Here is a 22,751-nt window from a genome sequence, read left to right as displayed (position 1 = left end):
GGAGTCTCACCATGCGTATGAAGTCTTTGCTGGTTGCACTGGCATTGTCGCCATTGGCTGTTTCGGTTGCTCACGCTGATCAGCTCAGTGATGTGATGAGCAAGAAAAGCCTGAGTTGCGGCGTCTATGCTGACGTCCCGCCGTTTTCGGCACCGGACCCGAAAACCCGTGAACTGGTAGGCATGGACGTCGACCTCTGCAAGGCGCTGGCCAAACATATGGGCGTCGAGCTGGAGCTCAAGCCGCTGTCGGTCGAAGCGCGCATTCCTGAAGTCAAAATGGGCCGCGTTGACGTGATTTTTGCCAACCTGGCCTACACCAAGAGCCGCGCCGACCAGATCCAGTTCAGCGATCCGTACTACATCGCCAAGGAAACGCTGGTAGTGCGCGCCGCCAATGCCGATCAACCGAAATCCTTTTTCAAAGGCAAACGCATCAGCTCGACCAAAGGCTCTACGTCCGAGCAGTCGATTCGGCTGGCTGATGCCACGCCTGTGACCTTCCAGGACACCGGTTCTGCCTACATGGCGCTGCAACAGAACAAGGTGGTGGGCCTGGTGACCAACACCATGACCGCGATCAAGCTGGTCGGGCAGGCCAAGGCCAGTGGTGTGGAGCTGGCAATCGCCAAGGAGCCGATGGCGCTGGAGCCTATCGGTGCCGGTATGCGTCAGGGCGAGCCGGCATTTCTGGCCAAGGTCAACGAATCGCTGCGTGCTATGGAAGCAGCAGGTGAAATCGACGCGATCTGGGCGCAGTGGATCGGCCCGAATACCGAATACAAAATGGTTCGTGAAGACAAGGTGCAAAGCCTCAGTGAATTGAAGTTCGACCCGCTGCCTTGATCAAATCTTGATATTTCCTTGAGGGTTTATTGATAGTCGACGTTCAGAGTTCTGCCGACAGTATTAACCGTCGGCATGACCCCGTGTGGGCGCCTCAGAGGAAAAAATGTCTGATCGCTCAGGTTCCGTTTCTGCATCGACAATTGGCGCTTCAATCACTGGAAAAAGGCGATTCGGTGCCTCGCCGGTATGGCTGATTCCGGTGATTGCTGCCCTGGTATGCGTATCGCTGCTGATTAGCAGCTCACTGTCGAAAGGGCCGAGAATTTTTATCAGTTTTCAAAGCGCCGAAGGGCTTGAAGCCCACAAGACCAGAGTCAAGGTCAAAAATGTCGTGATCGGCGAGGTGTCGGCCGTCACCCTGAGCAAAGACCGTACCGGTGTTGTGGCGACAGTGGATCTGAATGCCGACGCCCGTGCCTTCACTGCCGAGGATTCCATGTTCTGGGTGGTGCGCCCGCGTATCGGGGCCAAGGGCGTGTCCGGCGTGGATACCCTGCTTTCCGGGCCGTATATCGCGGCAGACAGCGGGACGTCCGAGCACCCGAAAAAACACTTTATTGGTCAGGAAAGCCCACCACCCCTTACGTTTGGCGCAAAAGGCACACGTTTTACCCTGCACGCCGAGGACATGGGCTCACTCGATGTCGGTTCTCCTGTCTATTATCGGCGCATTCAAGTCGGTCAAGTGGTTGCCTGTCATTTGTCCGAGGATGGCAAAGGTGTGGATGCGGAAATTTTCATCAATGCCCCCAACGACAGGTTTGTGACCACCGATACACGGTTCTGCAACGCCTGCGGTATTGGCCTGACGGTTGATGCTGATGGGCTGAAGATAAAGACTGAATCGGTTTCGACGTTACTGGCCGGAGGTGTGGCCTTCGTTGAGCCAGGATAAGGTTCGAGCGCGCCAAGGGCTGCAGAGCATGCACGTTTCAAGCTGTTCGAGGATCAGCAAAAGGCGCTGTCACCGCCTGATGGCGAGCCGGGTTATATCCGCATGATGTTCAGGCAGTCCTTGCGTGGCCTTGAAGTCAATTCGCCCGTCGAGTTCATGGGCATAAATCTGGGGCGAGTGGTCTCCGTCGATCTTGACTACGATGCGGCCAACAAGTCTTTTTCCAGCATTGTGGGGGCGGTGATCTACCCGGAACGCCTTGGGCAGGCCAACGAAAAGATCGTAGAGACATTGGGTACACCCGACGATTCGCGTACCGCGCAGTTGATCGCCGACTTCGTCAAACAGGGCCTGCGCGCACAGCCTCGCAGTGCGAGTCTGCTGACCGGCCAGCTTTATATTTCTCTGGAGTTCTTTGCCAACGCTGCGCCGGTTCAATTCGATGTCAACGCACGGCCGCTGATAATCCCCACCGTACCGGGAGAGCTGGAGAAAATGCAGGAGCAGGTACAGCTGATCGTTGAAAAGGTCAGCAAATTGCCGATGCAGGAGATCGCCGGCAATCTGAATGGCAGCCTTGACGAAGCGCACAAGACGTTCAAGCTGTTCAACGCAGACGTGATGCCCGAACTTCACACTGTTCTGGGGCAGTCCCGAAGCACGATGGAGATAGCCGGGGCGGCCCTTGCAGAAGACTCGCCGGTACGTCAGCAGGTCAGCCGGACAATGGATGAGGTTCAACGTACGGCCCGCTCGGTGCGGGTCCTGACCGATTATATAAGCCGCAACCCCGAAGCCTTGATCCGTGATCGCACCCGGCAGGATGTGCCGAGTGTCTACCCGCCGGCCAATTCTGCGCCAAGGCCTGACTGACGCTGCCCGGACGTACTCAGTATCTTGGTTTTACAGCTCTCCATTGCGGCTGGTACTTCTGCATCTGCTTCACATCATCGCGCTGACGAATGCCACAGCTGTGGTACTGATCGTTGAGCTTGCCGAGCTGGTCGTAATCCAGCTCAAGGCCAAGGCCCGGCGCGCGGGTGATGCTGACGCAGCCGTCGACAATCGGCAGCTTGCCGCCCTTGATGACTTCCTCGTCCGGTTCCTGCCACGGGTAGTGCGTGTCGCAGGCGTAGTCCAGATTGGGCACGGACGCAGCGACGTGGGCCATGGCCATGAGGCTGATCCCCAAATGCGAGTTGGAGTGCATCGACACACCGAGGCCGAAGGTGTCGCACATCTTCGCCAGCGCCTGGGTGTCGCGCAGGCCGCCCCAGTAATGGTGGTCGGCGAGTACGATCTGCACGCTGTCGAGGGCCACGCTGCGTCGGAATTCATCGAAATCGGTCACGACCATGTTGGTCGCCAGTGGCAGGCCAGTGCGCTTGTGCAATTCCGACATGCCATCCAGACCAGGGGTCGGGTCTTCGTAGTACTGCAGGTCATCGCCCAGCAGCTCGGCCATGCGAATCGAGGTTTCCAGCGACCAGTTGCCGTTGGGGTCGATGCGCAGCGGGTACCCGGGGAAGGCTTTTTTCAATGCCTTGATGCACGACACCTCATGTTCCGGCTCCAGCGCACCGGCCTTGAGCTTGATGCTTTTGAACCCGTAGGCTTCGATCATGCGCCGTGCCTGGGCGACGATCTGTTCTTCGCTGAGCGCTTCACCCCAGCTGTCGGGTGCGTAAGGCGCATCGGCATGCTGCGCGTATTTGAAGAACAGGTAGGCGCTGAAGGGTATCTGGTCACGAATGGCACCGCCGAGCAGGTCCACCAACGGCAGGTTCATGGAACGTGCCTGCAGGTCCAGAAACGCCACCTCGAATGCTGAATAAGCGTTGCTTACCGCCTTGCTGGCGTGCGAACCCGGTGCCAGTTCAGCACCGGCCAGGCTGGCAGGTTTGTGTGCCGCAACCGTCGCCTGAACGATGCTGCGCAGTTGATTGAGGTTGAACGGGTCGAGCCCGATCAACTGGTTCTGCACCTGTTGCTGAATGGCCAGCGCCGGGGCGTCGCCATAGCTTTCGCCGAGGCCGATGTAACCGTTGTCGCTTTCCACTTCGATGATCGAGCGCAGGGCGAAAGGTTCATGGATGCCACTGGCGTTGAGCAGCGGCGGATCGCGAAAGGCGATAGGGGTTACGGTCACGCGTATGATTTTCAAAGGGCGGTCTCCCGGTGATCAGGGTTTGAGGCTTGAAGGGGTGCCAGGCCCGACGGCGCGGTGGGGTTTGGCTGGCTCATCTCTGGACGGGCGGCGCAGGTCACCACGCGGGGTGGTGCGGGCAAAGAAAATCACGACGGCAGCGAGCAACGAGGTGGCAGCCAGCCCATAAAGACCACCCTGAATCGAACCGGTGGTCTGCTCCAGAAAACCGAACGTAGTGGGAGCAACGAAACCGCCCAGGTTGCCGATGGAGTTGATCAGCGCAATGACCGCTGCGGCAATGCGCGCATCCAGATAGCCCTGAGGGATCGGCCAGAACAGTGCAGACGCGGCCTTGAAACCGATTGCCGCGAAACAGATGGCAACAAAAGCAAACACCGGACCACCAATGGTGGACATGAACATGCCGACGGCGGCGATCACCAGCGTGACAGCGACCCAGGCCTGTTGGTGCTTGAAGCGTGCCGCCAGTGCGGCAAAGCCATACATGGCCACAATCGAGATGATCCATGGCACCGAGTTGAACAGCCCGACCTCAAAGTCGCTGAAACTGCCCATCTTGCGGATCATGCTTGGCAGCCAGAAGGTAGCCCCGTAAATGGTCAGCGCCACCGAAAAGTAGATGAAGCAGAACAGCAGGATCTGCCGGTCGGCCAGCAAGCGAAACACCGATGGCCTGACGGTCTGAGTTGCTTCGCGCAGACGTTGCTCTTCGGCGATGGCGGTGCTGAGTGCGGTTTTTTCTTCATCGCTGAGCCAGGTGGCTTCATGCGGGTGTGATTGCAGCCAGAACCAGACGAATCCGCACAGCACTATGGAAGCGAAGCCTTCGATCAGGAACATCCACTGCCAGCCGTGCAGACTCAGGCCCTCGATGCCCAGCAGCGCGCCGGATACCGGGCCGGAAATTACCGAAGCGATTGCCGAGCCACTGAGAAACAGCGCCATGGCCTTGCCGCGATCGCTGGAAGGCAACCATTGGGTGAAGTAATAGATGATGCCGGGAAAGAAGCCAGCTTCGGCGGCACCCAGAATGAAACGCAGCACGTAGAAACTGGTTTCACCCTGAACGAACGCCATGGCCATCGCGGCCGCGCCCCAGGTGAACATGATGCGGGTCAGCCAGGCGCGGGCACCGTAGCGCTGCAACAGCATGTTGGAAGGTACTTCGAACAGTGCATAGCCGACAAAGAACAATCCGGCGCCCAGCCCGTAGGCCGCCGCACCGATGCCCAGATCGGTTTCCAGATGACTGCGTACAAAACCGATATTGACCCGGTCGATGTAATTGACGATGAACATCACCACAAACAGCGGCAACACGTGGCGTTTCACCTTGGAGGCCGCACGGGCAAGCACCGTGGGGTCCGTAGTGCCAGGGACGGTATTCAAGGGCGACTCCCATTCATTGTTTTTTTGGGGATGAGTCGATCATGAGGGGGTGTATTATTCCCGTCCAATCCAGTTAATGACTTGATTGATACCGGGAGTGGATCAATGTTCGAGCTTTCTCAACTGCGCTGCTTCACCACGGTGGCCACGGAACTCAATTTCCGGCGCGCTGCCGAACGGCTGAATATGACCCAGCCTCCGCTGAGCCGGCAAATCCAGATACTGGAGCACAATCTGGGTGTCGAGCTGTTCACGCGCAGCACCCGCAGTGTGGCCCTGACCGCAGCGGGCAGGGCGTTCTTCATTGAAGCGCAGACGTTGCTGGAGCGCGCGCAGCAGGCAGCCATCTCCGCGCGGCGCTTTGCCGAAGGCGATATTGGTTCGGTGACCATCAGTTTTGTCGGCAGCGCGGTGTACGAATTTCTGCCCAGAGTGATCGCCGAGGCGCGGCTCAAGCAGCCGCAGGTGAAGATTTCCCTGACTGAAATGAACACCTATCAGCAGCACGAAGCGCTCAGGGCGCGACGCATTGACCTGGGGATCGTGCGAGCGCCGCTGTTTCAGCCCGGCTACGAGAGCGAATGCCTGGTGCGAGAGCCATTCGTGCTGGCGGTGCCGGGCAATCATCGGCTGGCTCACGCTGATTCAGTTACGGTGGCGGACCTGGAAGGCGCGCCGTTTCTGATGTATTCGCATTCGGCCTATCCACCGTTCAACGAACTGCTGACCGGTATGTTTCGTTCCGCACGAGTTGCGCCGGAGTATGTCCAATGGCTTGGGTCGTCACTGACTATTTTGGCACTGGTCAACGCCGGCATGGGCCTGGCACTGGTGCCGCGCTGTGCGACCAATGTGGTGTTCAAGGACGTCGTATTTCGTGACATTGACCTGGGCGAGGGTGTGCAGAGCGAGTTGCATCTGGTCTGGCGTGCCGACAATGACAATCCAGCGTGCCGGATGCTGCTAAAGGCCATTCGCGCGGCTGTCAGGGTGGATGAAAATTGACGCGAAAAACCTTGCAGTGCGTTGGCATCAACTATCATTCATTCAGTCGATAGTCATCATCAAGCAAGGCAAGTTCTGTTTTTCCGGCAAAGGAGGAGGATGGCGCCATAGCCACCTGCTCCAAAGGGAGACGACGCGATGAGAATGTTTAACCTGTTGACGTTTGCTGCCGTGCTAAGCACCAGCATGATGCTCACTGCGCCAGCCAATGCTGCCGTCTCGTCAGTCTCTACGGTCTCAGAGCAGTCTTGCCACTTCATGCCGGTGGCCGACAGCGCCTCCAGTCTGCAACACACTCAGTCAGTGGGGGTGTTGTACAGCGAAAACACCGTCAGTAACCTCCAGTACCTGAACAACTATCACTCGGTAGCGCTCAGGAGCGGACAGAACGGCGCGCTCGATTCGCGTATCCGCAATGCATTCATCAGCAGTTCGGACCCGAAACTGGCAACCGACTGGCTGGTAGGCTCATTGCAGAAAGAATTCGCCTCGGTGACCGTTTACGACAACCTCGACGCGCTGATGAAAGCGCGCCCCGACGTGGTGGTGATGCTTGATACCTACAACCGTCTGGTAAGCAAGCGCAATAGTCAGGTCGAAGCGCGGTTCATGGCCCGGTTTTATGACACCAATCTGCAATACATCGGCAAGGCAGAAGGTGAGGTGGTCAAGGAGATGACCTCGGTCTGGGTGCAGGGCAAAGCTGCTCCAGAAATTGCCGCACAGATTGACCAGCAGCGTGAGCTGCAGGTCAATGCGCTGAAACAATTCGATGCATCGCTCAAAGCGCTGGTTATGCAAGCCGATAGGGCTCAGGTGGCGGCGAACTGAGTCTAGGTCGCGCCTGGTTCATGTCCGGTTGTTGATGACCTGAGCAAAATTCGCGCTGAACGCGAACTGTGACACACCCAGCACGGAGGTGATGGTTCGCGAACCGCTGCCTTGTAGTTGTATCTGTCCGCAGTGATTGTCCTGCGGTGTAATGCTCGTGTTGACGGACAGAAACTGCTCATCAATTTTCGTCGCTTCAATACCGCCTGCCATCAGCATCGTTGCCAGCGGATCGAATATCGGTACCGGATAACCTTCGGCGTGCGTGCCTGATTTGGTTTCAAGCACTTGCTTGACCAGCAAGGCGACAGGGTCGCTCGCCGTAATTTTTTGCGAGTAGCTCGCGTCGAGAATGACCTGGTTGCAGACGTCCAGCGGGACCAGGGTCAATGGCAGGCTCGACTGAAAAACGGTATCGGCCGCGACAGGGTCGACGAACACATTCCATTCTGCGTAGTGGTTACTGCTGTAGGCCTCACCCTGATCCCATTCCTTTTGAGCGCCGTTCAAGGCGGCGACGTTACCGTCAACATAGACAGCCCCAGCCATGGCGACGATCTGCTCGATCATCTGGAAGTCTGCGGGTTGGTTACTCAGTGAGAGCATCTTCGCAATGTTGGTAAAGCCACCCAGCGAAAGAACAGTGATTTTATCCTGGCTGTTCTTCACGGCCTGATACATGAACTCCCACGCGGGAAGGTTTGATAACGCCGGCAAGGCAGCCGGATTGAGCGTTCCCAGAAGGCCCATGATGTCATTCATATCGTTTTTGAATGGTTGTGGAAACCGGTTGTCGTACTCAAGTGGCTTATCGGTGCCTTTTGCCACAACAGTACTGAGACGGTTGCCAATGCCCAGTAAATGCTGCGCGATGATGACGCCCCAGCCGAGATCCGTTTCGCCACATCCAGTGACCGTGATACCGACGATGTCGATGTCCGGCCTTTTCATCAGGTAGGCGATGGACAGTACGTCGTCCCAGCCCATGTCCGTATCGATAATGACTTTCCTGTTCATGGTAATGCTCCCTGCCCATAGGGGACGATTGAAAAGAGGAGTTTGCAAGCGTTTTAGATATACCCGAGCACCTGCTCGAAAAGGGTATCGCCTGTTTATTTCCATTAAACCGACGCATGGATCGGTTTTACCGTAAAGAATTAATCACACCTGCCGAGAGCATGACAAGTGGGCCGATCATTAATTGGCTCACATGATGAGCAGCAAGCCACGTGCGCTTTGACTGTAGTGACAGAGAAGCCTTGCGATGCTGAAAAAACTAGTGAGTGCCTTGCGCACCGTGATGTCTGTACCCGCTGATAATCCCAGGCTGTTGCAGGCCCAATACGTTGCGTTGTCCCGACAGCTGCCATTGATGTATTTCGTGCTGCTGGTCAACACCTGGGCGTTGGCATTCACCCATTGGGCAACTGCTCCGATGTGGCTGACCCTGCTGGTTCCGGCGCTGCTCACTATTGTTTGCGCTATTCGTGCGCGCAAGTGGCTGCTCACGGTAAACCGGCCGCCACCCGCGCCAACCACCATTCTGGCGACGCTGCGCGGGACCAACGGACTGGCAGGCGTGATCGCTGCCGGTTTCGCCGCCTGGTCGCTGTCGCTTTATCCCTATGGCGATGCCTATGCCCAGGCGCACGTGGCATTTTTCATGGGCATCACCGTGATTGTCTGCATCTTCTGCATGATGCACTTGCGGCCTGCGGCGTTGACCACTGCAGTTGTAGTCAACACTGCGTTTGTTATTTTTTTCGCGTCGACGCACAACATTACTTTCATCGCCACAGCAGTGAACATCGTGCTGGTGTCGATTGGCATGCTGATCATTCTTCAGTATCAATACCGCGATTTCACCAGCCTGGTGAATGTGCAGATAAGAACCGAGCAACTGAGCAATGAGAACCTTCTGCTGGCCAATCAGGACAGTTTGACGGGGCTGCCCAACCGCCGACAGTTCTTTCAGACACTGGACACGGCCATGCAGGAGGCGCTGGCGCAGCGCACCGGGTTGGCGGTCGGCGTGCTGGATCTGGACGGGTTCAAGCCAGTCAATGACCTTTATGGGCATCGTACCGGCGACCGTCTGCTGATGCTGGTAGCCGAACGTTTGACCAGTGCCTCCAGCGATACAGTGCATGTGTCGCGACTGGGCGGTGACGAGTTCGCTCTGGTTATCAAGGGTGATATCAGCAACGATGCATTGCTGGCGTTTGGTAAACACCTGTGTGAACTGATGCATGAAAGCTTCGAGCTGTCGGACATGCCCATCCAGATTGGCGCAACTTTGGGCTTCGCTACGTTTCCGGCCACTGCAGACAATGCCACCCAACTGTTCGAGTTTGCCGACTACGCGCTTTATCAGGGCAAAGACCATAACCCCGGAACTACCTGCCTGTTCTCCGCCAGCCACCGCGAGCAGTTGCACGCCGATGGCGTAACCGAGCAGGCATTGCGGCGTGCGAATCTGGAGACCGAGTTCTACGTGCTGTTTCAGCCGATCATTGAAAGCTGCACACGCGAAACGGTGGCTTTCGAGGCTCTGGCCCGCTGGAAAAGTCCGGAACTGGGCTCGGTATCGCCTGCGCATTTCATTCCGATTGCCGAGCGAATCGGCATGATCAACAAGCTCACCGCACCCTTGTTGACTCATGCATTGAAGAGGGCCTTGTCATGGCCGGCGCCCATCAGACTGTCGTTCAACCTGTCGGCGCACGACTGCGCGACCTGGGAAAGTGTCAGTACCATTGTCGAGATCATCGAAAACAGCGGTTTTGATGCCTCACGGCTCGATCTGGAAATCACCGAAACGGCGGTCATGCAGGACATTGCCCAGGTACAGCAGGCTATTGCACAGTTCCGGCAACTGGGTTGCGGTATCTCGCTGGATGATTTCGGCACCGGGTACTCCAGCCTCAGTCAGCTGCACGCGCTGGCGCTGACCAAGCTGAAGATTGACCGCAGTTTTGTAACCGGTGTGCATGACAATCCGGCGAGCTACAAGATCGTGAAATCGCTGGTTGCCTTGAGTCTGGACATGTCTCTTGGCTGCGTGATTGAAGGCGTCGAGACGCAGGATGAGCTGAATGCACTGACCAGCCTTGGGTGCACGATGGTGCAGGGTTATTTCTACAGTCCACCGATCAGTTTTGAACAAACCCTGGTGTGGATCGAAACGCCGGATGAGGAGCGCACCTTCGGTTATGCAGCCTCGTGCCGGATCTGATCGACTGCGCTTGAACCATTCCCCTGTGTACGTGGAGTAAGATGCGTTTTTCGATCTCCACGGAATCCTGTCAATGAGCAAACCCGGGCAGACCATTCTTGTTGCGTTGCGCAAGATGATTGCGTCAGGCGAGCTGGCGGCCGGCGAGCGCTTGATGGAAGTGCCGACCGCCGAGCTGTTCGGCGTGTCGCGCATGCCGGTGCGTATGGCGTTTCGTACCCTGGAGCAGGAAGGCCTGCTGGTGCCCTTTGGCGGGCGCGGTTTTCAGGTGCGCTCGATCACGCCGATGGAAATCGCCGGTGCGGTCGACGTGCGTGGTGTTCTGGAAGGTCTGGCGGCGCAGCAGATGGCCGAACGTGGCTTGACGCAGGAGGCTCGGGACGAGCTTGAAGCCTGCCTGGTGCAGGGCGATGCGCTGTTCGAAAAGGGTTATGTCACTGAGGATGATCTTGAGGTCTATCACGACATGAATATGCGCCTGCATCGAGTGATCGTGGCGGGCAGCGGTAATCGCGCCATTGCCGATGCGCTGGCACGCAACGACCACCTGCCTTTTGCCTCGGTGACGGCGCTGGCAGTGGATCGCGATAACCTGATTCGCGAATACCGGCGCTTCAATTTCGCCCACATGCAGCATCACGCGGTGGTGGATGCGTTAGTGAGCGGGCAGGGCGCTCGTGCCGAGGCGATCATGCGTGAGCATGCCAATGCTACCCTGCGCTACGCGGAGATTTTCGGTGCCGGTTTGAACGAGCGCATGAAGGTCATCCAGCGCTCGGACTGATCAGATATCGAGCACCAGCAATGGGGTTTTCGAGCGTGAGCAGCATGGCGTGAACTGATCGTTGAGCGCCTGCTCGTCTTCAGTCAGAAACAGATCCCGATGATCCGGAATGCCCTTGAGGACGCGCGTCAGGCATGTGCCACACACACCTTGTTCGCACGACAGCGGAATATCGATGCCGTGGCTTTCGAGCACTTGGGCGACCGTCTTGTTGGCAGGAACGGCAAGTACCTGGCCGGTGCTGGCAATCTCGATAGAAAAGCTGCCGTCATTGCTGGTGTCCGCCGGCTCTGCAGAAAAGTACTCCCGGTGCAGATTGTCTTCAGGCCAGCCGGCAGCACGGGCGCTGTCGAGGATGTGTTGCATGAAACCGCCCGGTCCGCACACATACAGATGGGTATCGGGTTGCGGCTGGGCGAGTACATTGGCAGCATCCAGCGCGGTAGTGGGCTGTTCATCAAGGTGCAGCGTGACCCGGTCGGCAAATGATGAACGCTTCAGGCGCTCGATAAACGCGCCGCGCTCGACGGAACGAACACAGTAGTGCAATTCGAAATCGGCACCCTCCAGCGCAAGCTGTTCAGCCATGCACAGAATGGGGGTGATGCCGATGCCGCCGCCAAACAGAAGCGTGCGACGGCTGTTCCCGGCCAGCGGAAACAGGTTGCGCGGCTCGCTGATGCGTAGTTGCGCGCCTGATTGAATCTGCTCATGCAGGCTGCGCGAGCCGCCGCGTGAAGCCGGATCGTTGAGGACACCAATCAGGTAACGATGACGCTCGTTCGGTGCGTTGCACAGCGAATACTGGCGGATCAGCCCGTCAGGCAAGTGCACGTCAATGTGTGCGCCTGCCGTGAAAGGCGGCAGCAACTCGCCATCGGCTCGCACTAGCTCGAAACTGCAGATATTCAGCGCTTCATCGTTACGTGATAACACGGTCACGTCGATCATGGTATGTCCTCGGGTGACCGCAGCACGGGTCACTTCTGATTGTTTTCAACGCATTCGGGCTGGCAGCAGGCGGTCATTTAGTGGCCATTACTGGAATCTGTTCAGCTGTGCTGGTTCGTTCGGCAGCGATCAAGCGTTCCAGAATCTTGCGCGACTGCACACCGCCGGCGTCGATGTTGAGCTTGAGCAGGTTGCGCTGCGGGTGCTGAAGCAGGTTCTGTTGCTGGCGTTCAAGCATCTCCAGGTCTTCGCTGAAGATCTTGCGCTGCCCCTCGCGGATGGTGGCCGTCAGTTGCTCGTCAGCCGGGTTGAAGTTGCGCGCCATGCCCCAGAAGTACCAGATCGAGGTGTCGGTCTCTGGCGTGATGAAGTCGACAACGATGCTCGAGGCCTTGAACTCGTGAGGCGCGTGATAGCCGCCTTTGCCCGCGTGTGCTACGCCTACCTCGATGAGTACATGGCTGGGCGGGGTGAAGCGGCAGATCTGCCAGCGATCGACTGGCACGTCATCGGCCAGGTTGTTGCCACGCAGCGCCATCTGCCAGAACGGCGGCGGCATGATGTTTTCCATGTGGCGCGCGGTAATGACTTCCTCGCCTTCGACTGTCGTGACAGGCGCTGCTTCGTCGATTTCCTTCTGGCCGATGCTCGACGCATGCACGTAGGTTTCGTGGGTGAGGTCCATCAGATTGTCGATCATCAGGCGGTAGTCGCACTGAATATGAAACAGACCGCCACCGTAGGCCCATTCGTCGCTGACCGCCCACTCCAGATGGTGGATGAGCGCCGGATCGGCCTTCTCCCGGTCGCCAGGCCAGACCCATATGAAGCCGTAGCGCTCGACCGCTGCGAAGGTTTTGTTGCAGGGGAAGCCTCGAACACGCTGGCCGGGCATCGCGGCGGTCTTGCCATCGCCGCCCATCACCAGCCCGTGATAACCGCATACCAGTTGGCCGTTCTCGACATAACCCAGCGACAGCGGAGCACCGCGGTGCGGGCAGAAATCTTCCAAGGCGACAACTTGCTGGTTCTGGTCGCGATAGAAGACCATCTTTTCGTTGCAGATCTGCCGGCCCAGAGGCTTGTCGGCGACTTCATCCGCTGTACAGGCGACGTACCACGCATTTTTCGGGTGCATGACGGTTCTCCACGGTTCAATTATTGGTCTTATGGATCCACAGAATGAATCATGTTCTTTTCCTCGTGATTATTAATGCCACAGGATCGAGATTAATCCAATGATTAATTTTATTAACTATTATTTAGTGGATCCACAGGCTGGCGATCAGGCGGATCTGGACGCCAGCAATGCTGCTCGCAGACGGGGCGCGAGTGCTTCCAGAAGGGTCTGCACGGAGCGCAATGCGCGGCAGTCGGGACGGGTCAGTAGCCACAGATCGGTGCTGCACCCTTGCAGTGGTCCACTCAGCCGTTCCACTGAGCCAAGGCCCTGAATCGTGAAATCGGTCAAGGCCGCCACGCCCAGGCCGGCAGCGACCAATTGAGAGACCGCCGACATGTTGCTGCAGCGATAGCGCGGGCTCACCGCCGGGAACGCCTGTTTACGCCAGATCACCGAGGTGTGGTCGGGCATCGAGTCGTCCGGGCTGATCCAGGGAATGGAGGCGGGGCTGTGCGTCAGTGCGTCGCGGTATTCTGGGCGGCCACAAATGAAGTAGTCCGCGCTGCCCAGGCATCGTCCGATCAGGTGTTCGGGCGGGGTATTGGTCAGGCGCAGCGCGATGTCGGCATCACGACGGCTGAGGTTGGCGAACGCGTTGGAGGTGGCCAGTTCCAGCGTGAGAGCAGGGTACTGCGGCATGAAGTCCGCGAGCGTTGGCAGCAGCAGGCTGTGCAATACCGCGTCGGTGCACGTCAGGCGTACCGTACCGCTGACGACCTGTTCGCCTTGCTGCAAGGCAATACGGGCAGCGGCGAGTGCCTGTTCGGCGTGTTCCGCCTGCTCGGCCATGGCCTGGGCGGCATCCGTCGGAATGTAGCCGCGGCGGTTCTTTTCAAACAGCGCAGCACCAAGGGCTGACTCCAGGCGTCGGATCGAGCGGAACACTGTAGAAATATCAACGTGCAGCAGATCTGCAGCACGCGCCAGAGTTCGGCCGCGTACCAGCGCAAGTACCAGAGAGAGATCGGCATGGGTGATTTCATATTGCATCGCTGCATTGTTCCTTTGCCTGAATGCCTATGTTTGTTGCGCAGATGAGTATCCTAGACTGGTTTTATACCGCCTGGATAGCGTCATATTGACGTGCTGGCTCACCAGATTCACAAGGATTCAACGTATGTCACGACCTCCCTTGATCGGCGTTACTGCCTGCCGTCAGCAGTTGGGCAAGTATTCCTCCCATACCGCAGGCGATAAATATGTCGAAGCGGCGGCGTTTGCGGGTGTCCCGGTCATTCTGCCCGCGCTCGACGTGCCCACCGAGCCTGCGCAGTTGCTGGCCTCACTGGACGGTTTGCTGTTTACCGGCTCGCCGTCCAATGTCGAGCCGCATCATTACAACGGCCCGGCAAGCGTGGAAGGCACTGCCCACGACGTGTTTCGGGATCGCACAACATTACCGCTGCTCAGGGCCGCTATCGCCCAGGGTGTGCCGGTGTTATGCATCTGTCGTGGTTTTCAGGAGCTGAATGTTGCACTGGGCGGCAGCCTGCATCAGCGGGTCCAGGAATTGCCCGGTTATCTGGATCACCGTGAGCCGCAAAGCGATGTACTGGCCGTGCAGTACGCGCCGCAACACCCGGTGCAGGTGCAATCTGGCGGGTTGCTGGAGGCGCTCGGGCTGGCGCCGGGGTTCGAGGTCAATAGCCTGCACAGTCAGGGTATCGATCGTCTGGCATCGGATCTGCGCGCGGAAGCACTGGCACCCGACGGTCTGGTGGAAGCGGTTTCCCTGCCCGGTGCGCCAGGCTTTGTGCTGGGTGTGCAGTGGCACCCGGAGTGGGAGTTCATGAACAACCCTGTGTCGCTGAACCTGTTCACGGCATTCCGTGAAGCCTGCCTGGCGTATGCCCGGAACCGTCAGGGCAGGTAGTGCGATGAGCTGCTGAGTGTTGCTGGCAAACGTGATTTAATATCCGGCTTTGCGGCCTTGGGCGATGGACAATCCATTCCAACTGGGCTTTGCTTCACTCATCGGATATCTTTCACACAAGGCCATTATGGATACGGGAGCACGACTCAAACTGGTGCGTGAAAGCTACAAGCTGTCACAGCGCGAACTCGCCAGACGCAGTGGTGTGACCAATGCCACGATTTCCCTGATTGAGCAAAATCGTGTCAGCCCCTCTATAAGCTCGTTGAAGAAGCTGCTTGAGGGCATCCCCATGACGCTTGCGGATTTCTTCACCTTCGACCAGCCACCGGGGCAGGATCAGTATGTATTCCGCGCCGGCGACCAGCCTGACCTGGGGCGTAACGGTGTTCGCCTGCTGCTGGTCGGCGCAACCCTGCCGAGCCGCCAGATGCGTTTTCTGCGCGAGCAGTACGCGCCGGGCGCAGATTCGGGTGAAGAGCCCATCGTCCACAGCGAAGGCGAGGAGTGCGGGCTGGTGACGCGCGGCACCGTGGAGCTGACCATCGATGGGCAGGTCAATATTCTCGGTCCCGGGGACGGTTATTACTTCCCGACCACCTTGCCACACCGCTTCCGCAACATTGGCCAGGACGAGGCCGAGATCATCAGTTCCAACACACCGGCCAATTTTTAGCGCACAGCAGCCTGCTGCGAGGGTAATTCCCCGCCACTTTACACCTTTGGCCGCACTTCAACTGACCAGTGCTGTCGGCATATAACCCTGTGGGTTCATGCACTGCCAGCGCCAGGCGTCAGTGAGCATCGAATCAAGGTTGAACCTGGCGCGCCAATCCAGCTCACGCAATGCTTTCCCCGGATCCGACCAACACACCGCAATGTCTCCGGCCCGGCGCGGCTCAAAGATCAAAGGCACGGTTTTGCCGGAGATACGTTCGAAAGCGTGCACCACCTCGAGGACTGAATAACCCTGTCCGGTTCCCAGATTCCAGACGGATACGCCTGGTTCGCTGCGTATTCTGTCCAGCGCCTTCAAGTGGCCTTCGGCCAGATCCACTACGTGAAGGTAATCACGCACACCTGTGCCGTCCGGCGTGGGGTAGTCGGTGCCAAAAATGTGCAGGGCAGGGCGTCGTCGATTGGCAACCTGCAGCAGGAAGGGCAGCAGGTTATTGGGCGTGTTGCAGGGCGACTCGCCCAGTAAGCCGGAAGAATGGGCACCAATGGGGTTGAAGTAGCGCAGCAGCCCGATGGACCAGCGTGGATCCGAGCGAGCGACGCTTTTCATCACATGCTCGGCCATCAGTTTGGAATGCCCGTAAGGATTGGTCGGTAAACCCAGTGGGCAGTTCTCATCCAGCGGCATTTGTTCACAGTCGCCGTATACAGTCGCTGATGAGCTGAACAAAAGGTTGAACACGCCTGCCTGCGCCATCGCCTGACAGAGGTTTACGCTGCCACTCACGTTGGTCTCGAAATAGCGCAACGGCTCTCTGACGCTTTCGCCCACGGCCTTGAGCCCGGCGCAATGCACCACAGCGTTCACAGGGTGGCGGGCGAATAGCCGGTTCAACGTCGCTTTGCTGCGTACATCGCCGTGGATGAAGTCCACCTGTCGCCCGCTGAGTGTCTCCACCCGGCTCAACGTCTCTCGCGAACTGTTGCACAAGTTATCAAGCACCACGACATCGTGGCCATCTTCAAGCAATTCAAGCGCAACGTGAGCGCCAATGTATCCCGCACCACCGGTAACCAGAATCATGATTATCCTTCCTGGATGTTCGCCGCCTCGGTAAGAGGCGCGCTGAGGGCTCGACGTCGTGACCTTTATCAACAGGACGACAGAGGAGCCTTGCTTGCGAAAATCAGGACCAGACCACCGCGTGGGGAAAACGTACCGCAGGTGCCAAAAAACATTCGCTCAAGACTAGGGGCGTATTTGTACCGCCGAGTTCAACGGTTCATTCCCGACGGCGCATACCCTTTATCGGAATCAGTGAACAGCGGTCCGAGCGCGTGCTCGAAACCAATGAGAATATCTATAGTTGCTCTATGCACGTGATTGTCCATGCATGCAACAGCCGCCAACTCACATCCTCATCATGAATGCCGTCGAAGTTCAGCCCTTTACAGAGCCCTTCAGTTTCATCCAGGACTTTAGCAAAAGGGAAACTTCATGAACGGTGTCCAGGACATTCAATCCGCAACGTCAGTCTTAACCAGGGTCGAGGCAGCAGTCAGACCGCTGCTGCTGTGCCTGTCCCACCTCAGGTGGGGGTTTGTGTATCAGCGCCCGCAGCACATCATGTCGCGCATGGCGCAGGATTATCAGGTGTTGTTTCTTGAGGAGCCTGCTCTTTCAGACTCGCCTCGCATCTGGCTTGAGTCACTGCCGCAAGCATGCGGTGTCACCGTACTGGTGCCGCACCTGCCTTTGCAGATGCAGCCTGACCAGGTCATAGCTGCACAGCGCACGTTGCTGGATGGCTTTATGGATGCGCAACAATTTGGCGACCTGCTGCTGTGGTATTTCACCCCGATGAGCCTAGTATTTACCGATCACCTCCGTGCGCAAGTGACGATCTTCGATTGCATGGACGAGCTGTCTGCATTCAAAGATGCGCCGCCAGAGCTTGTCGAGCAGGAGCAAGCGCTGATGAAGCGCGCAGATGTTGTCTTTACCGGCGGCTTCAGCCTCTGGGAGGCCAAGCGCCTACAGCATGCAAATGCACACTCCATGCCCAGCAGCGTCGATATCGGGCATTTTGCAGCCGCCCGCAACGTGCTTGCCGTTCCGGAGGATCAACAATGCATTCCCCACCCAAGGCTGGGCTATTTTGGCGTCATTGATGAGCGTTTCGATATTGAACTGATTCGAGAAGTGGCGGAATCACAGCCCACATGGCAAATCATTTTGATCGGCCCCGTGGTGAAAATCGATCCGGCAACCCTGCCGCACATGGACAATGTTCATTATCTGGGCAGCAAGCCTTATCGCGATTTGCCAGCCTATCTGTCTGGCTGGGATGTAGCATTGATGCCGTTTGCCCTGAACAATTCCACACGTTTTATCAGCCCGACCAAGACGCCAGAGTACCTGGCTGGCGGTTGTCCAGTGGTATCAACCCGGATTGCCGACGTTGTCAGAACTTATGGTGAATCCGGTGTCGTCGCAATTGCCGATGATACCGATGCGTTTGTGCGCGCGATTCGCGAGGCACTGGCGCATAGGGATCCTGCTGATTTTCTGCGTAAGGTTGATGCAGTGCTGGCCGGTGAGTCCTGGGACAACACGTGCGCTGCCATGAAGGCGCAAATCGGCCTGGTAACTATCGGGGAGCAAACCCAATGCCTCGGATAAATCCTCAATCAGCCGCATTTGCAGAGACGCATTATGATTTTCTGATCGTCGGTGCAGGTTTTGCGGGAAGTGTAGTGGCGGAGCGGCTGGCAGCCGGGTTGGGTAAACGCGTTTTGCTGATCGACCGACGTCCACACATTGCGGGTAACGCTTACGATCACCTGGACAGCGCCGGGGTATTGGTTCATCAATACGGGCCGCATATCTTTCACACCAATGCCGAGCGCATTGTGGAATACCTTTCGCGATTTACCGAATGGCGCGACTACGAACACCGTGTGCTTGCCAGCGTGGATGGCCAATTGCTACCTATTCCGATCAACCTCGATACGCTCAACAGCTTGTACGGTTTGCAGATGAATGAGCAACAAGCCGAAGCCTTTCTTGCCAGCCGGGCCGAGCCGGTGGAGATGATAAGAACCTCCGAAGACGTTGTGATCAATCAGGTGGGCCGGGAGTTGTACGAGAAGTTTTTTCGTGGCTACACCCGCAAACAATGGGGGCTGGACCCGTCGCAACTGGACAGGTCGGTCACCTCTCGAGTGCCTACCCGTACCACTTCGGACAATCGCTACTTCACGGATACCTTCCAGAAAATGCCGCTGCATGGCTATACGCACCTGTTTGAACGGATGCTCGATCACCCGCTTATCGACGTGGCACTGGGGGTCAACTTTGCCGATATATGCGGGGCCGTGCAGTATCGGCACCTGATCTACTGCGGGCCGATCGATGAATACTTCGATTATTGCTATGGCCGTCTTCCATATCGGTCGTTGCGTTTCGAGCACAAGACCGTTGATCAGGCACAGTTTCAATCCGTGGCCGTGGTCAACTATCCGGATGAGGCAGTTGCTCATACGCGTATTACGGAATACAAGCACCTCACCGGTCAACTGCATGCCCAGACCAGTATCAGCTATGAATTCCCGAGTGCCGAGGGCGACCCTTACTACCCCATTCCGCGACCGGAAAACGCGGAGTTGTACAAGCGTTACAAAGCCTTGGCCGATGAGTCGAATCAGGTGACTTTTCTTGGGCGGCTCGGTACTTACAAGTATTACAACATGGACCAGGTTGTCGGTCAGGCATTGGCGCTGTACCAGCGGCTGGCTCATGAGTTGCCGGAGCAGATTGCCGAACCGATTGAACAACCTGCGCGAGGTTGAGTATGGGCGGTCTGTTTGACAGCTTCTTCATAGGCGGATTCGAGTGTGCCAGCCATCGACGACGCGACGGCGTGCGACTCGATCTGCTTGGCTCCACTGGGCACGACCGTTGGGCACCGGAAGATTTTGCCGCAATGGCGGAGCACGGAATACGTACCGTGCGTGACGGTATGCGCTGGCACCTGATTGAAACCAGCCCGAACTGTTACGACTGGAGCAGTTTTCTGCCCATGTTACGAGCCGCGCGGCGTCAGGGCACTCAGGTTATCTGGGACTTATGCCATTACGGTTATCCTGATGATCTGGATATCTGGCGGCCGGAGTTTGTCGAGCGCTTTGCGCGTTTTGCCGCTGCAGTGGCTCAGGTAGTCAAAGAAGAAGGGGAGACCGCCCCTTTTTATTCGCCAATCAATGAAATTTCGTTCTGGAGCTGGGCGGGAGGTGAAGTTGCTTATTTCAACCCCGGTAGTCGGCAGCGCGGCATGGAACTCAAACAGCAACTGGTCCGGGCCAGCATTGCGGCAATAGAGGCGATACGTGCAATAGAGCCAGGCGCGCGTTTTATTCAGGCCGAACCATTGATTCATGTCGTACCGGCTACGCGCGGTAGTGCGCAAATAGCGGCAGCAGAGTGCTATAGGCAAGCGCAGTTTGAAGCCTGGGATCTTTTATCCGGGCGGCAATTGCCTGGGCTGGGCGGCCGATCCGAGTATCTGGATGTGTTGGGCGTCAACTTCTACCCCCATAACCAATGGCAATTCAAGGGTCGAAAGCTCACTCAGGACGACCCGCAATACAGGCCTTTTCAGGGCATGTTGAGCGAGCTGCATACACGGTACGCAAGATCGATATTGATTTCTGAAACCGGTGCCGAAGATGTTCAGCGTTTGCCCTGGTTCAATTACATTTGTGCCGAGGTCAGCAAGGCTGTCAGGGCAGGCTTACCGGTAGAAGGCATCTGCTGGTACCCCATTCTCGATTATCCGGGCTGGGACGACGCCCGATACTGCCCGACAGGCCTGTTGGGTTATGCAGACGGGCAGGGCAAACGGGCCTCCTTTCACCCTTTGCAGGTGGCGTTACGCGAGAGTGCGAGTGAATTTGCGGCTCTCATTCGACAAAAGGACGAAAAATCGGCTCTCGGCGTGAACGCTTTTTGAGTGTTTAGCCCCTCATATGAATATAATTCGTTTTTTGTCCAAAATCTGAGAACCCTTTCAAGGCTCCGCCAGTCCTAGCTTTGAGAACGTGTATTACACCCAACCAATATGTGTGGAGTTTCTGGAGTGTCGGAAGAAAAAGCCCGTGTCGACAATGCTGCAACGGGAGATATCCAGCATCAGGGAAAAGATATCTTTTTTGCGGCGGTGGAAACGACACGGATGCCAATGATCGTGACGGACCCCAACCGTGCGGACAACCCGATCATTTTTTCCAATCGCGCGTTTCTGGAAATGACGGGCTATTCGTCAGAAGAAATCATCGGTACCAACTGCCGGTTTCTTCAGGGGCCGGAAACGGATCGGGCCGTGGTGCAGTCCATTCGTGAAGCGATTGACGAGCGTGTCGATATCTCCACTGAAATTCTCAATTACCGCAAGGACGGTTCTACGTTCTGGAATGCCTTGTTTATTTCTCCGGTTTATAACGATGCCGGAGACCTGATCTATTTCTTTGCGTCGCAACTGGATATCAGTCGACGTCGGGATGCTGAGGATGCCTTGCGTCAGGCGCAGAAAATGGAAGCCCTGGGGCAGCTTACCGGAGGCATCGCCCATGACTTCAATAACCTGCTTCAAGTCATGGGGGGCTATATTGATTTGATCGGTAGCGCTGCAGAGAAGCCCACTATTGATGTGCAGCGTGTCCAGCGCAGCGTTCATCACGCCAAGTCTGCTGTCGAACGCGCGAGTACGCTGACCAAGCAATTACTGGCATTTGCCCGTAAACAAAAACTGCAGGGACGGGTGCTCAACCTCAATGGCCTGGTTTCCAGCACAGAGCCCTTGATCGAGCGTACGTTCGGGCCGCACGTGACGATCGAAACCGATCTGGATCCGGCATTGAAGAACTGCCGTATCGACCCGACCCAGGCAGAAGTTGCCTTGCTAAATATCTTCATCAACGCCAGGGATGCGTTGATCGGCAGGCCTGACCCGAAAATATCCATTGAAACCCGCAATCTGGTCGTCGATGAGTTGGCCAACATGTCCTATGACGGCTTGCTGCCTGGCCGCTACGTCAGTATTGCCATAACGGACAATGGCATTGGCATGCCATCGAGTATTCGTGACCGCGTAATGGACCCGTTTTTTACCACCAAGGAAGAGGGCAAGGGTTCAGGGCTCGGTCTTTCGATGGTCTATGGCTTTGCCAAACAGTCGGGCGGCGCGGCGCGAATCTATACCGAAGAAGGTGTTGGCACAACGCTGCGTCTGTATTTTCCGGTAGACGAGGCAATGCTGACCCATGCGGAGCCACCGAAAGCTGTCGACAGACGCATTGGCAGCTGCGAGCGGATTCTGATTGTCGAGGACCGGCCCGACGTCGCCGAGCTGGCGAAGATGGTGCTGGATGACTATGGCTATATCTGCGAAATCGTACTCAACGCTCGTGAAGCACTGAAGAAATTCGAATCCGGCAGCAGGTATGATTTGCTGTTCACTGACCTGATCATGCCGGGCGGCATGAACGGCGTGATGCTCGCGCGGGAAGTGAGGCGCAGGTACCCGAAGATCAAGGTGCTGCTGACCACCGGCTATGCTGAAAGCTCGATCGAACGAACTGATATCGGTGGTTCCGAGTTTGATGTGGTATCCAAGCCCTGCATGCCTCAAGACCTTGCCCGGAAGGTCAGGCAGGTGCTGGACGGACCTAACGGTATCGCTTGATTGTTCCGCTAACGAAGACCTGAAGGCCTGACTGTTCTCGGTCAGGCCGATGAGTGTGTGGTTATACCCACTGTTGACTGTGCTTTATGAAGTGCCGGTGATTGTTAATGCCTGTCGAGCATTAACAGACATCAGACAACTTCACTTATAAAATAAAGCAGATAAT

18 protein-coding genes and 1 pseudogene are annotated in these 22,751 nt (G+C 57.1%); 12 read left to right on the top strand and 7 right to left on the bottom strand.

Annotation, left to right across the window (positions count from 1 at the left end; translation table 11 throughout):
* Positions 1 to 11 precede the first annotated feature (11 nt).
* Positions 12 to 845 carry an ABC transporter substrate-binding protein gene (locus tag RYB66_RS13830; RefSeq protein ID WP_002553482.1) on the top strand — a complete coding sequence of 278 codons (834 nt, stop codon included), beginning with the start codon at positions 12 to 14 and terminating at the stop codon, positions 843 to 845.
* Positions 846 to 951: 106 nt separating this feature from the next.
* Positions 952 to 2,616: pseudogene (locus RYB66_RS13825) on the top strand (intermembrane transport protein PqiB).
* 16 nt (positions 2,617 to 2,632) lie between these two features.
* Here the strand turns inward: RYB66_RS13825 and RYB66_RS13820 are convergent.
* Entirely contained in the window at positions 2,633 to 3,907 is a 1,275-nt protein-coding gene (locus RYB66_RS13820; protein WP_005743738.1) for a glucarate dehydratase family protein, read from the bottom strand.
* 18 nt (positions 3,908 to 3,925) lie between these two features.
* Positions 3,926 to 5,269 (bottom strand): MFS transporter, encoded by a 1,344-nt coding sequence (locus RYB66_RS13815; RefSeq protein ID WP_316894987.1) that lies wholly within the window; start codon positions 5,267 to 5,269, stop codon positions 3,926 to 3,928.
* Between the two features lie 138 nt (positions 5,270 to 5,407).
* Between RYB66_RS13815 and RYB66_RS13810 the strand changes: the two genes are divergently transcribed.
* Both RYB66_RS13810 and RYB66_RS13805 read left to right on the top strand, forming a co-directional pair.
* Positions 5,408 to 6,307 carry a LysR substrate-binding domain-containing protein gene (locus RYB66_RS13810; RefSeq protein WP_019741535.1) on the top strand — a complete coding sequence of 300 codons (900 nt, stop codon included), beginning with the start codon at positions 5,408 to 5,410 and terminating at the stop codon, positions 6,305 to 6,307.
* 138 nt (positions 6,308 to 6,445) lie between these two features.
* Positions 6,446 to 7,138 (top strand): hypothetical protein, encoded by a 693-nt coding sequence (locus tag RYB66_RS13805; protein ID WP_002553487.1) that lies wholly within the window; start codon positions 6,446 to 6,448, stop codon positions 7,136 to 7,138.
* 18 nt (positions 7,139 to 7,156) lie between these two features.
* Here the strand turns inward: RYB66_RS13805 and RYB66_RS13800 are convergent, their stop codons facing one another.
* Positions 7,157 to 8,155, bottom strand: a complete 999-nt coding sequence (locus RYB66_RS13800) for a nucleoside hydrolase (RefSeq protein WP_005743734.1) — start codon at positions 8,153 to 8,155, stop codon at positions 7,157 to 7,159.
* Between the two features lie 247 nt (positions 8,156 to 8,402).
* On the opposite strand from RYB66_RS13800, the gene RYB66_RS13795 reads away from it, so the two are divergent.
* Both RYB66_RS13795 and RYB66_RS13790 read left to right on the top strand, forming a co-directional pair.
* The gene (locus RYB66_RS13795; RefSeq protein ID WP_005743733.1) at positions 8,403 to 10,373 is read left to right on the top strand and encodes a putative bifunctional diguanylate cyclase/phosphodiesterase; all 1,971 of its coding nucleotides are present in this window, start codon (positions 8,403 to 8,405) and stop codon (positions 10,371 to 10,373) included.
* A gap of 73 nt (positions 10,374 to 10,446) precedes the next feature.
* Positions 10,447 to 11,157, top strand: a complete 711-nt coding sequence (locus tag RYB66_RS13790) for a GntR family transcriptional regulator (protein ID WP_316894634.1) — start codon at positions 10,447 to 10,449, stop codon at positions 11,155 to 11,157.
* On the opposite strand, the gene RYB66_RS13785 is transcribed toward RYB66_RS13790, so the two are convergent.
* From RYB66_RS13785 to RYB66_RS13775, 3 genes are all read right to left on the bottom strand, one after another.
* Complete coding sequence (locus tag RYB66_RS13785; RefSeq protein WP_005777137.1) at positions 11,158 to 12,108, bottom strand: PDR/VanB family oxidoreductase; 951 nt, start codon at positions 12,106 to 12,108, stop codon at positions 11,158 to 11,160. It lies immediately after the preceding gene.
* Between the two features lie 73 nt (positions 12,109 to 12,181).
* Positions 12,182 to 13,246, bottom strand: a complete 1,065-nt coding sequence (locus RYB66_RS13780) for an aromatic ring-hydroxylating oxygenase subunit alpha (protein ID WP_005777138.1) — start codon at positions 13,244 to 13,246, stop codon at positions 12,182 to 12,184.
* A gap of 147 nt (positions 13,247 to 13,393) precedes the next feature.
* The gene (locus RYB66_RS13775) at positions 13,394 to 14,281 is read right to left on the bottom strand and encodes a LysR family transcriptional regulator (RefSeq protein WP_046832777.1); all 888 of its coding nucleotides are present in this window, start codon (positions 14,279 to 14,281) and stop codon (positions 13,394 to 13,396) included.
* A 127-nt stretch (positions 14,282 to 14,408) separates the two neighbouring features.
* Between RYB66_RS13775 and RYB66_RS13770 the strand changes: the two genes are divergently transcribed.
* Positions 14,409 to 15,164: a gamma-glutamyl-gamma-aminobutyrate hydrolase family protein gene (locus RYB66_RS13770; protein WP_005777144.1), complete on the top strand. Its 756-nt coding sequence runs from the start codon at positions 14,409 to 14,411 to the stop codon at positions 15,162 to 15,164.
* Positions 15,165 to 15,291: 127 nt separating this feature from the next.
* Positions 15,292 to 15,840 carry a cupin domain-containing protein gene (locus RYB66_RS13765; protein ID WP_002553494.1) on the top strand — a complete coding sequence of 183 codons (549 nt, stop codon included), beginning with the start codon at positions 15,292 to 15,294 and terminating at the stop codon, positions 15,838 to 15,840.
* 57 nt (positions 15,841 to 15,897) lie between these two features.
* On the opposite strand, the gene galE is transcribed toward RYB66_RS13765, so the two are convergent.
* The gene (galE, locus tag RYB66_RS13760; RefSeq protein ID WP_005743726.1) at positions 15,898 to 16,926 is read right to left on the bottom strand and encodes a UDP-glucose 4-epimerase GalE; all 1,029 of its coding nucleotides are present in this window, start codon (positions 16,924 to 16,926) and stop codon (positions 15,898 to 15,900) included.
* A gap of 414 nt (positions 16,927 to 17,340) precedes the next feature.
* Here galE and RYB66_RS13755 point away from each other — a divergent pair, with 414 nt between their 5' ends.
* The 4 genes from RYB66_RS13755 (at position 17,341) to RYB66_RS13740 (ending at position 22,585) form a co-directional block, all read left to right on the top strand.
* On the top strand, positions 17,341 to 18,525 hold the full coding sequence (locus tag RYB66_RS13755; RefSeq protein WP_044299215.1) for a glycosyltransferase family 1 protein: 1,185 nt from the start codon (positions 17,341 to 17,343) through the stop codon (positions 18,523 to 18,525).
* Positions 18,513 to 19,694 (top strand): UDP-galactopyranose mutase, encoded by a 1,182-nt coding sequence (gene glf, locus RYB66_RS13750; protein WP_316894630.1) that lies wholly within the window; start codon positions 18,513 to 18,515, stop codon positions 19,692 to 19,694. The genes RYB66_RS13755 and glf overlap by 13 nt, the downstream gene beginning before the upstream one ends.
* A gap of 2 nt (positions 19,695 to 19,696) precedes the next feature.
* Positions 19,697 to 20,854, top strand: a complete 1,158-nt coding sequence (locus RYB66_RS13745; RefSeq protein ID WP_316894628.1) for a beta-glucosidase — start codon at positions 19,697 to 19,699, stop codon at positions 20,852 to 20,854.
* Between the two features lie 126 nt (positions 20,855 to 20,980).
* Positions 20,981 to 22,585 (top strand): hybrid sensor histidine kinase/response regulator, encoded by a 1,605-nt coding sequence (locus RYB66_RS13740; protein WP_005777149.1) that lies wholly within the window; start codon positions 20,981 to 20,983, stop codon positions 22,583 to 22,585.
* Positions 22,586 to 22,751: the final 166 nt, after the last annotated feature.

The organism is Pseudomonas syringae group sp. 243L2, assembly GCF_032587875.1.
Classification (GTDB): Bacteria; Pseudomonadota; Gammaproteobacteria; order Pseudomonadales; family Pseudomonadaceae; genus Aquipseudomonas; species Aquipseudomonas amygdali.
Note: the sequence above shows the minus strand (reverse complement) of the source record. Positions and strands in the feature narration are given on the sequence as shown.

What these genes read in the sequence shown, in the direction of transcription:
- RYB66_RS13800 (WP_005743734.1), bottom strand. Translation starts at nt 8,155, where the DNA reads ATGAACAGGAAAGTCATTATCGATACGGACATGGGCTGGGACGACGTA.
- RYB66_RS13790 (WP_316894634.1), top strand. Translation starts at nt 10,447, where the DNA reads ATGAGCAAACCCGGGCAGACCATTCTTGTTGCGTTGCGCAAGATGATT.
- RYB66_RS13765 (WP_002553494.1), top strand. Translation starts at nt 15,292, where the DNA reads ATGGATACGGGAGCACGACTCAAACTGGTGCGTGAAAGCTACAAGCTG.
- RYB66_RS13780 (WP_005777138.1), bottom strand. Translation starts at nt 13,246, where the DNA reads ATGCACCCGAAAAATGCGTGGTACGTCGCCTGTACAGCGGATGAAGTC.
- RYB66_RS13805 (WP_002553487.1), top strand. Translation starts at nt 6,446, where the DNA reads ATGAGAATGTTTAACCTGTTGACGTTTGCTGCCGTGCTAAGCACCAGC.
- galE (WP_005743726.1), bottom strand. Translation starts at nt 16,926, where the DNA reads ATGATTCTGGTTACCGGTGGTGCGGGATACATTGGCGCTCACGTTGCG.
- RYB66_RS13755 (WP_044299215.1), top strand. Translation starts at nt 17,341, where the DNA reads ATGAACGGTGTCCAGGACATTCAATCCGCAACGTCAGTCTTAACCAGG.
- RYB66_RS13770 (WP_005777144.1), top strand. Translation starts at nt 14,409, where the DNA reads ATGTCACGACCTCCCTTGATCGGCGTTACTGCCTGCCGTCAGCAGTTG.
- RYB66_RS13745 (WP_316894628.1), top strand. Translation starts at nt 19,697, where the DNA reads ATGGGCGGTCTGTTTGACAGCTTCTTCATAGGCGGATTCGAGTGTGCC.
- RYB66_RS13785 (WP_005777137.1), bottom strand. Translation starts at nt 12,108, where the DNA reads ATGATCGACGTGACCGTGTTATCACGTAACGATGAAGCGCTGAATATC.
- RYB66_RS13795 (WP_005743733.1), top strand. Translation starts at nt 8,403, where the DNA reads ATGCTGAAAAAACTAGTGAGTGCCTTGCGCACCGTGATGTCTGTACCC.
- RYB66_RS13830 (WP_002553482.1), top strand. Translation starts at nt 12, where the DNA reads ATGCGTATGAAGTCTTTGCTGGTTGCACTGGCATTGTCGCCATTGGCT.
- glf (WP_316894630.1), top strand. Translation starts at nt 18,513, where the DNA reads ATGCCTCGGATAAATCCTCAATCAGCCGCATTTGCAGAGACGCATTAT.
- RYB66_RS13810 (WP_019741535.1), top strand. Translation starts at nt 5,408, where the DNA reads ATGTTCGAGCTTTCTCAACTGCGCTGCTTCACCACGGTGGCCACGGAA.
- RYB66_RS13775 (WP_046832777.1), bottom strand. Translation starts at nt 14,281, where the DNA reads ATGCAATATGAAATCACCCATGCCGATCTCTCTCTGGTACTTGCGCTG.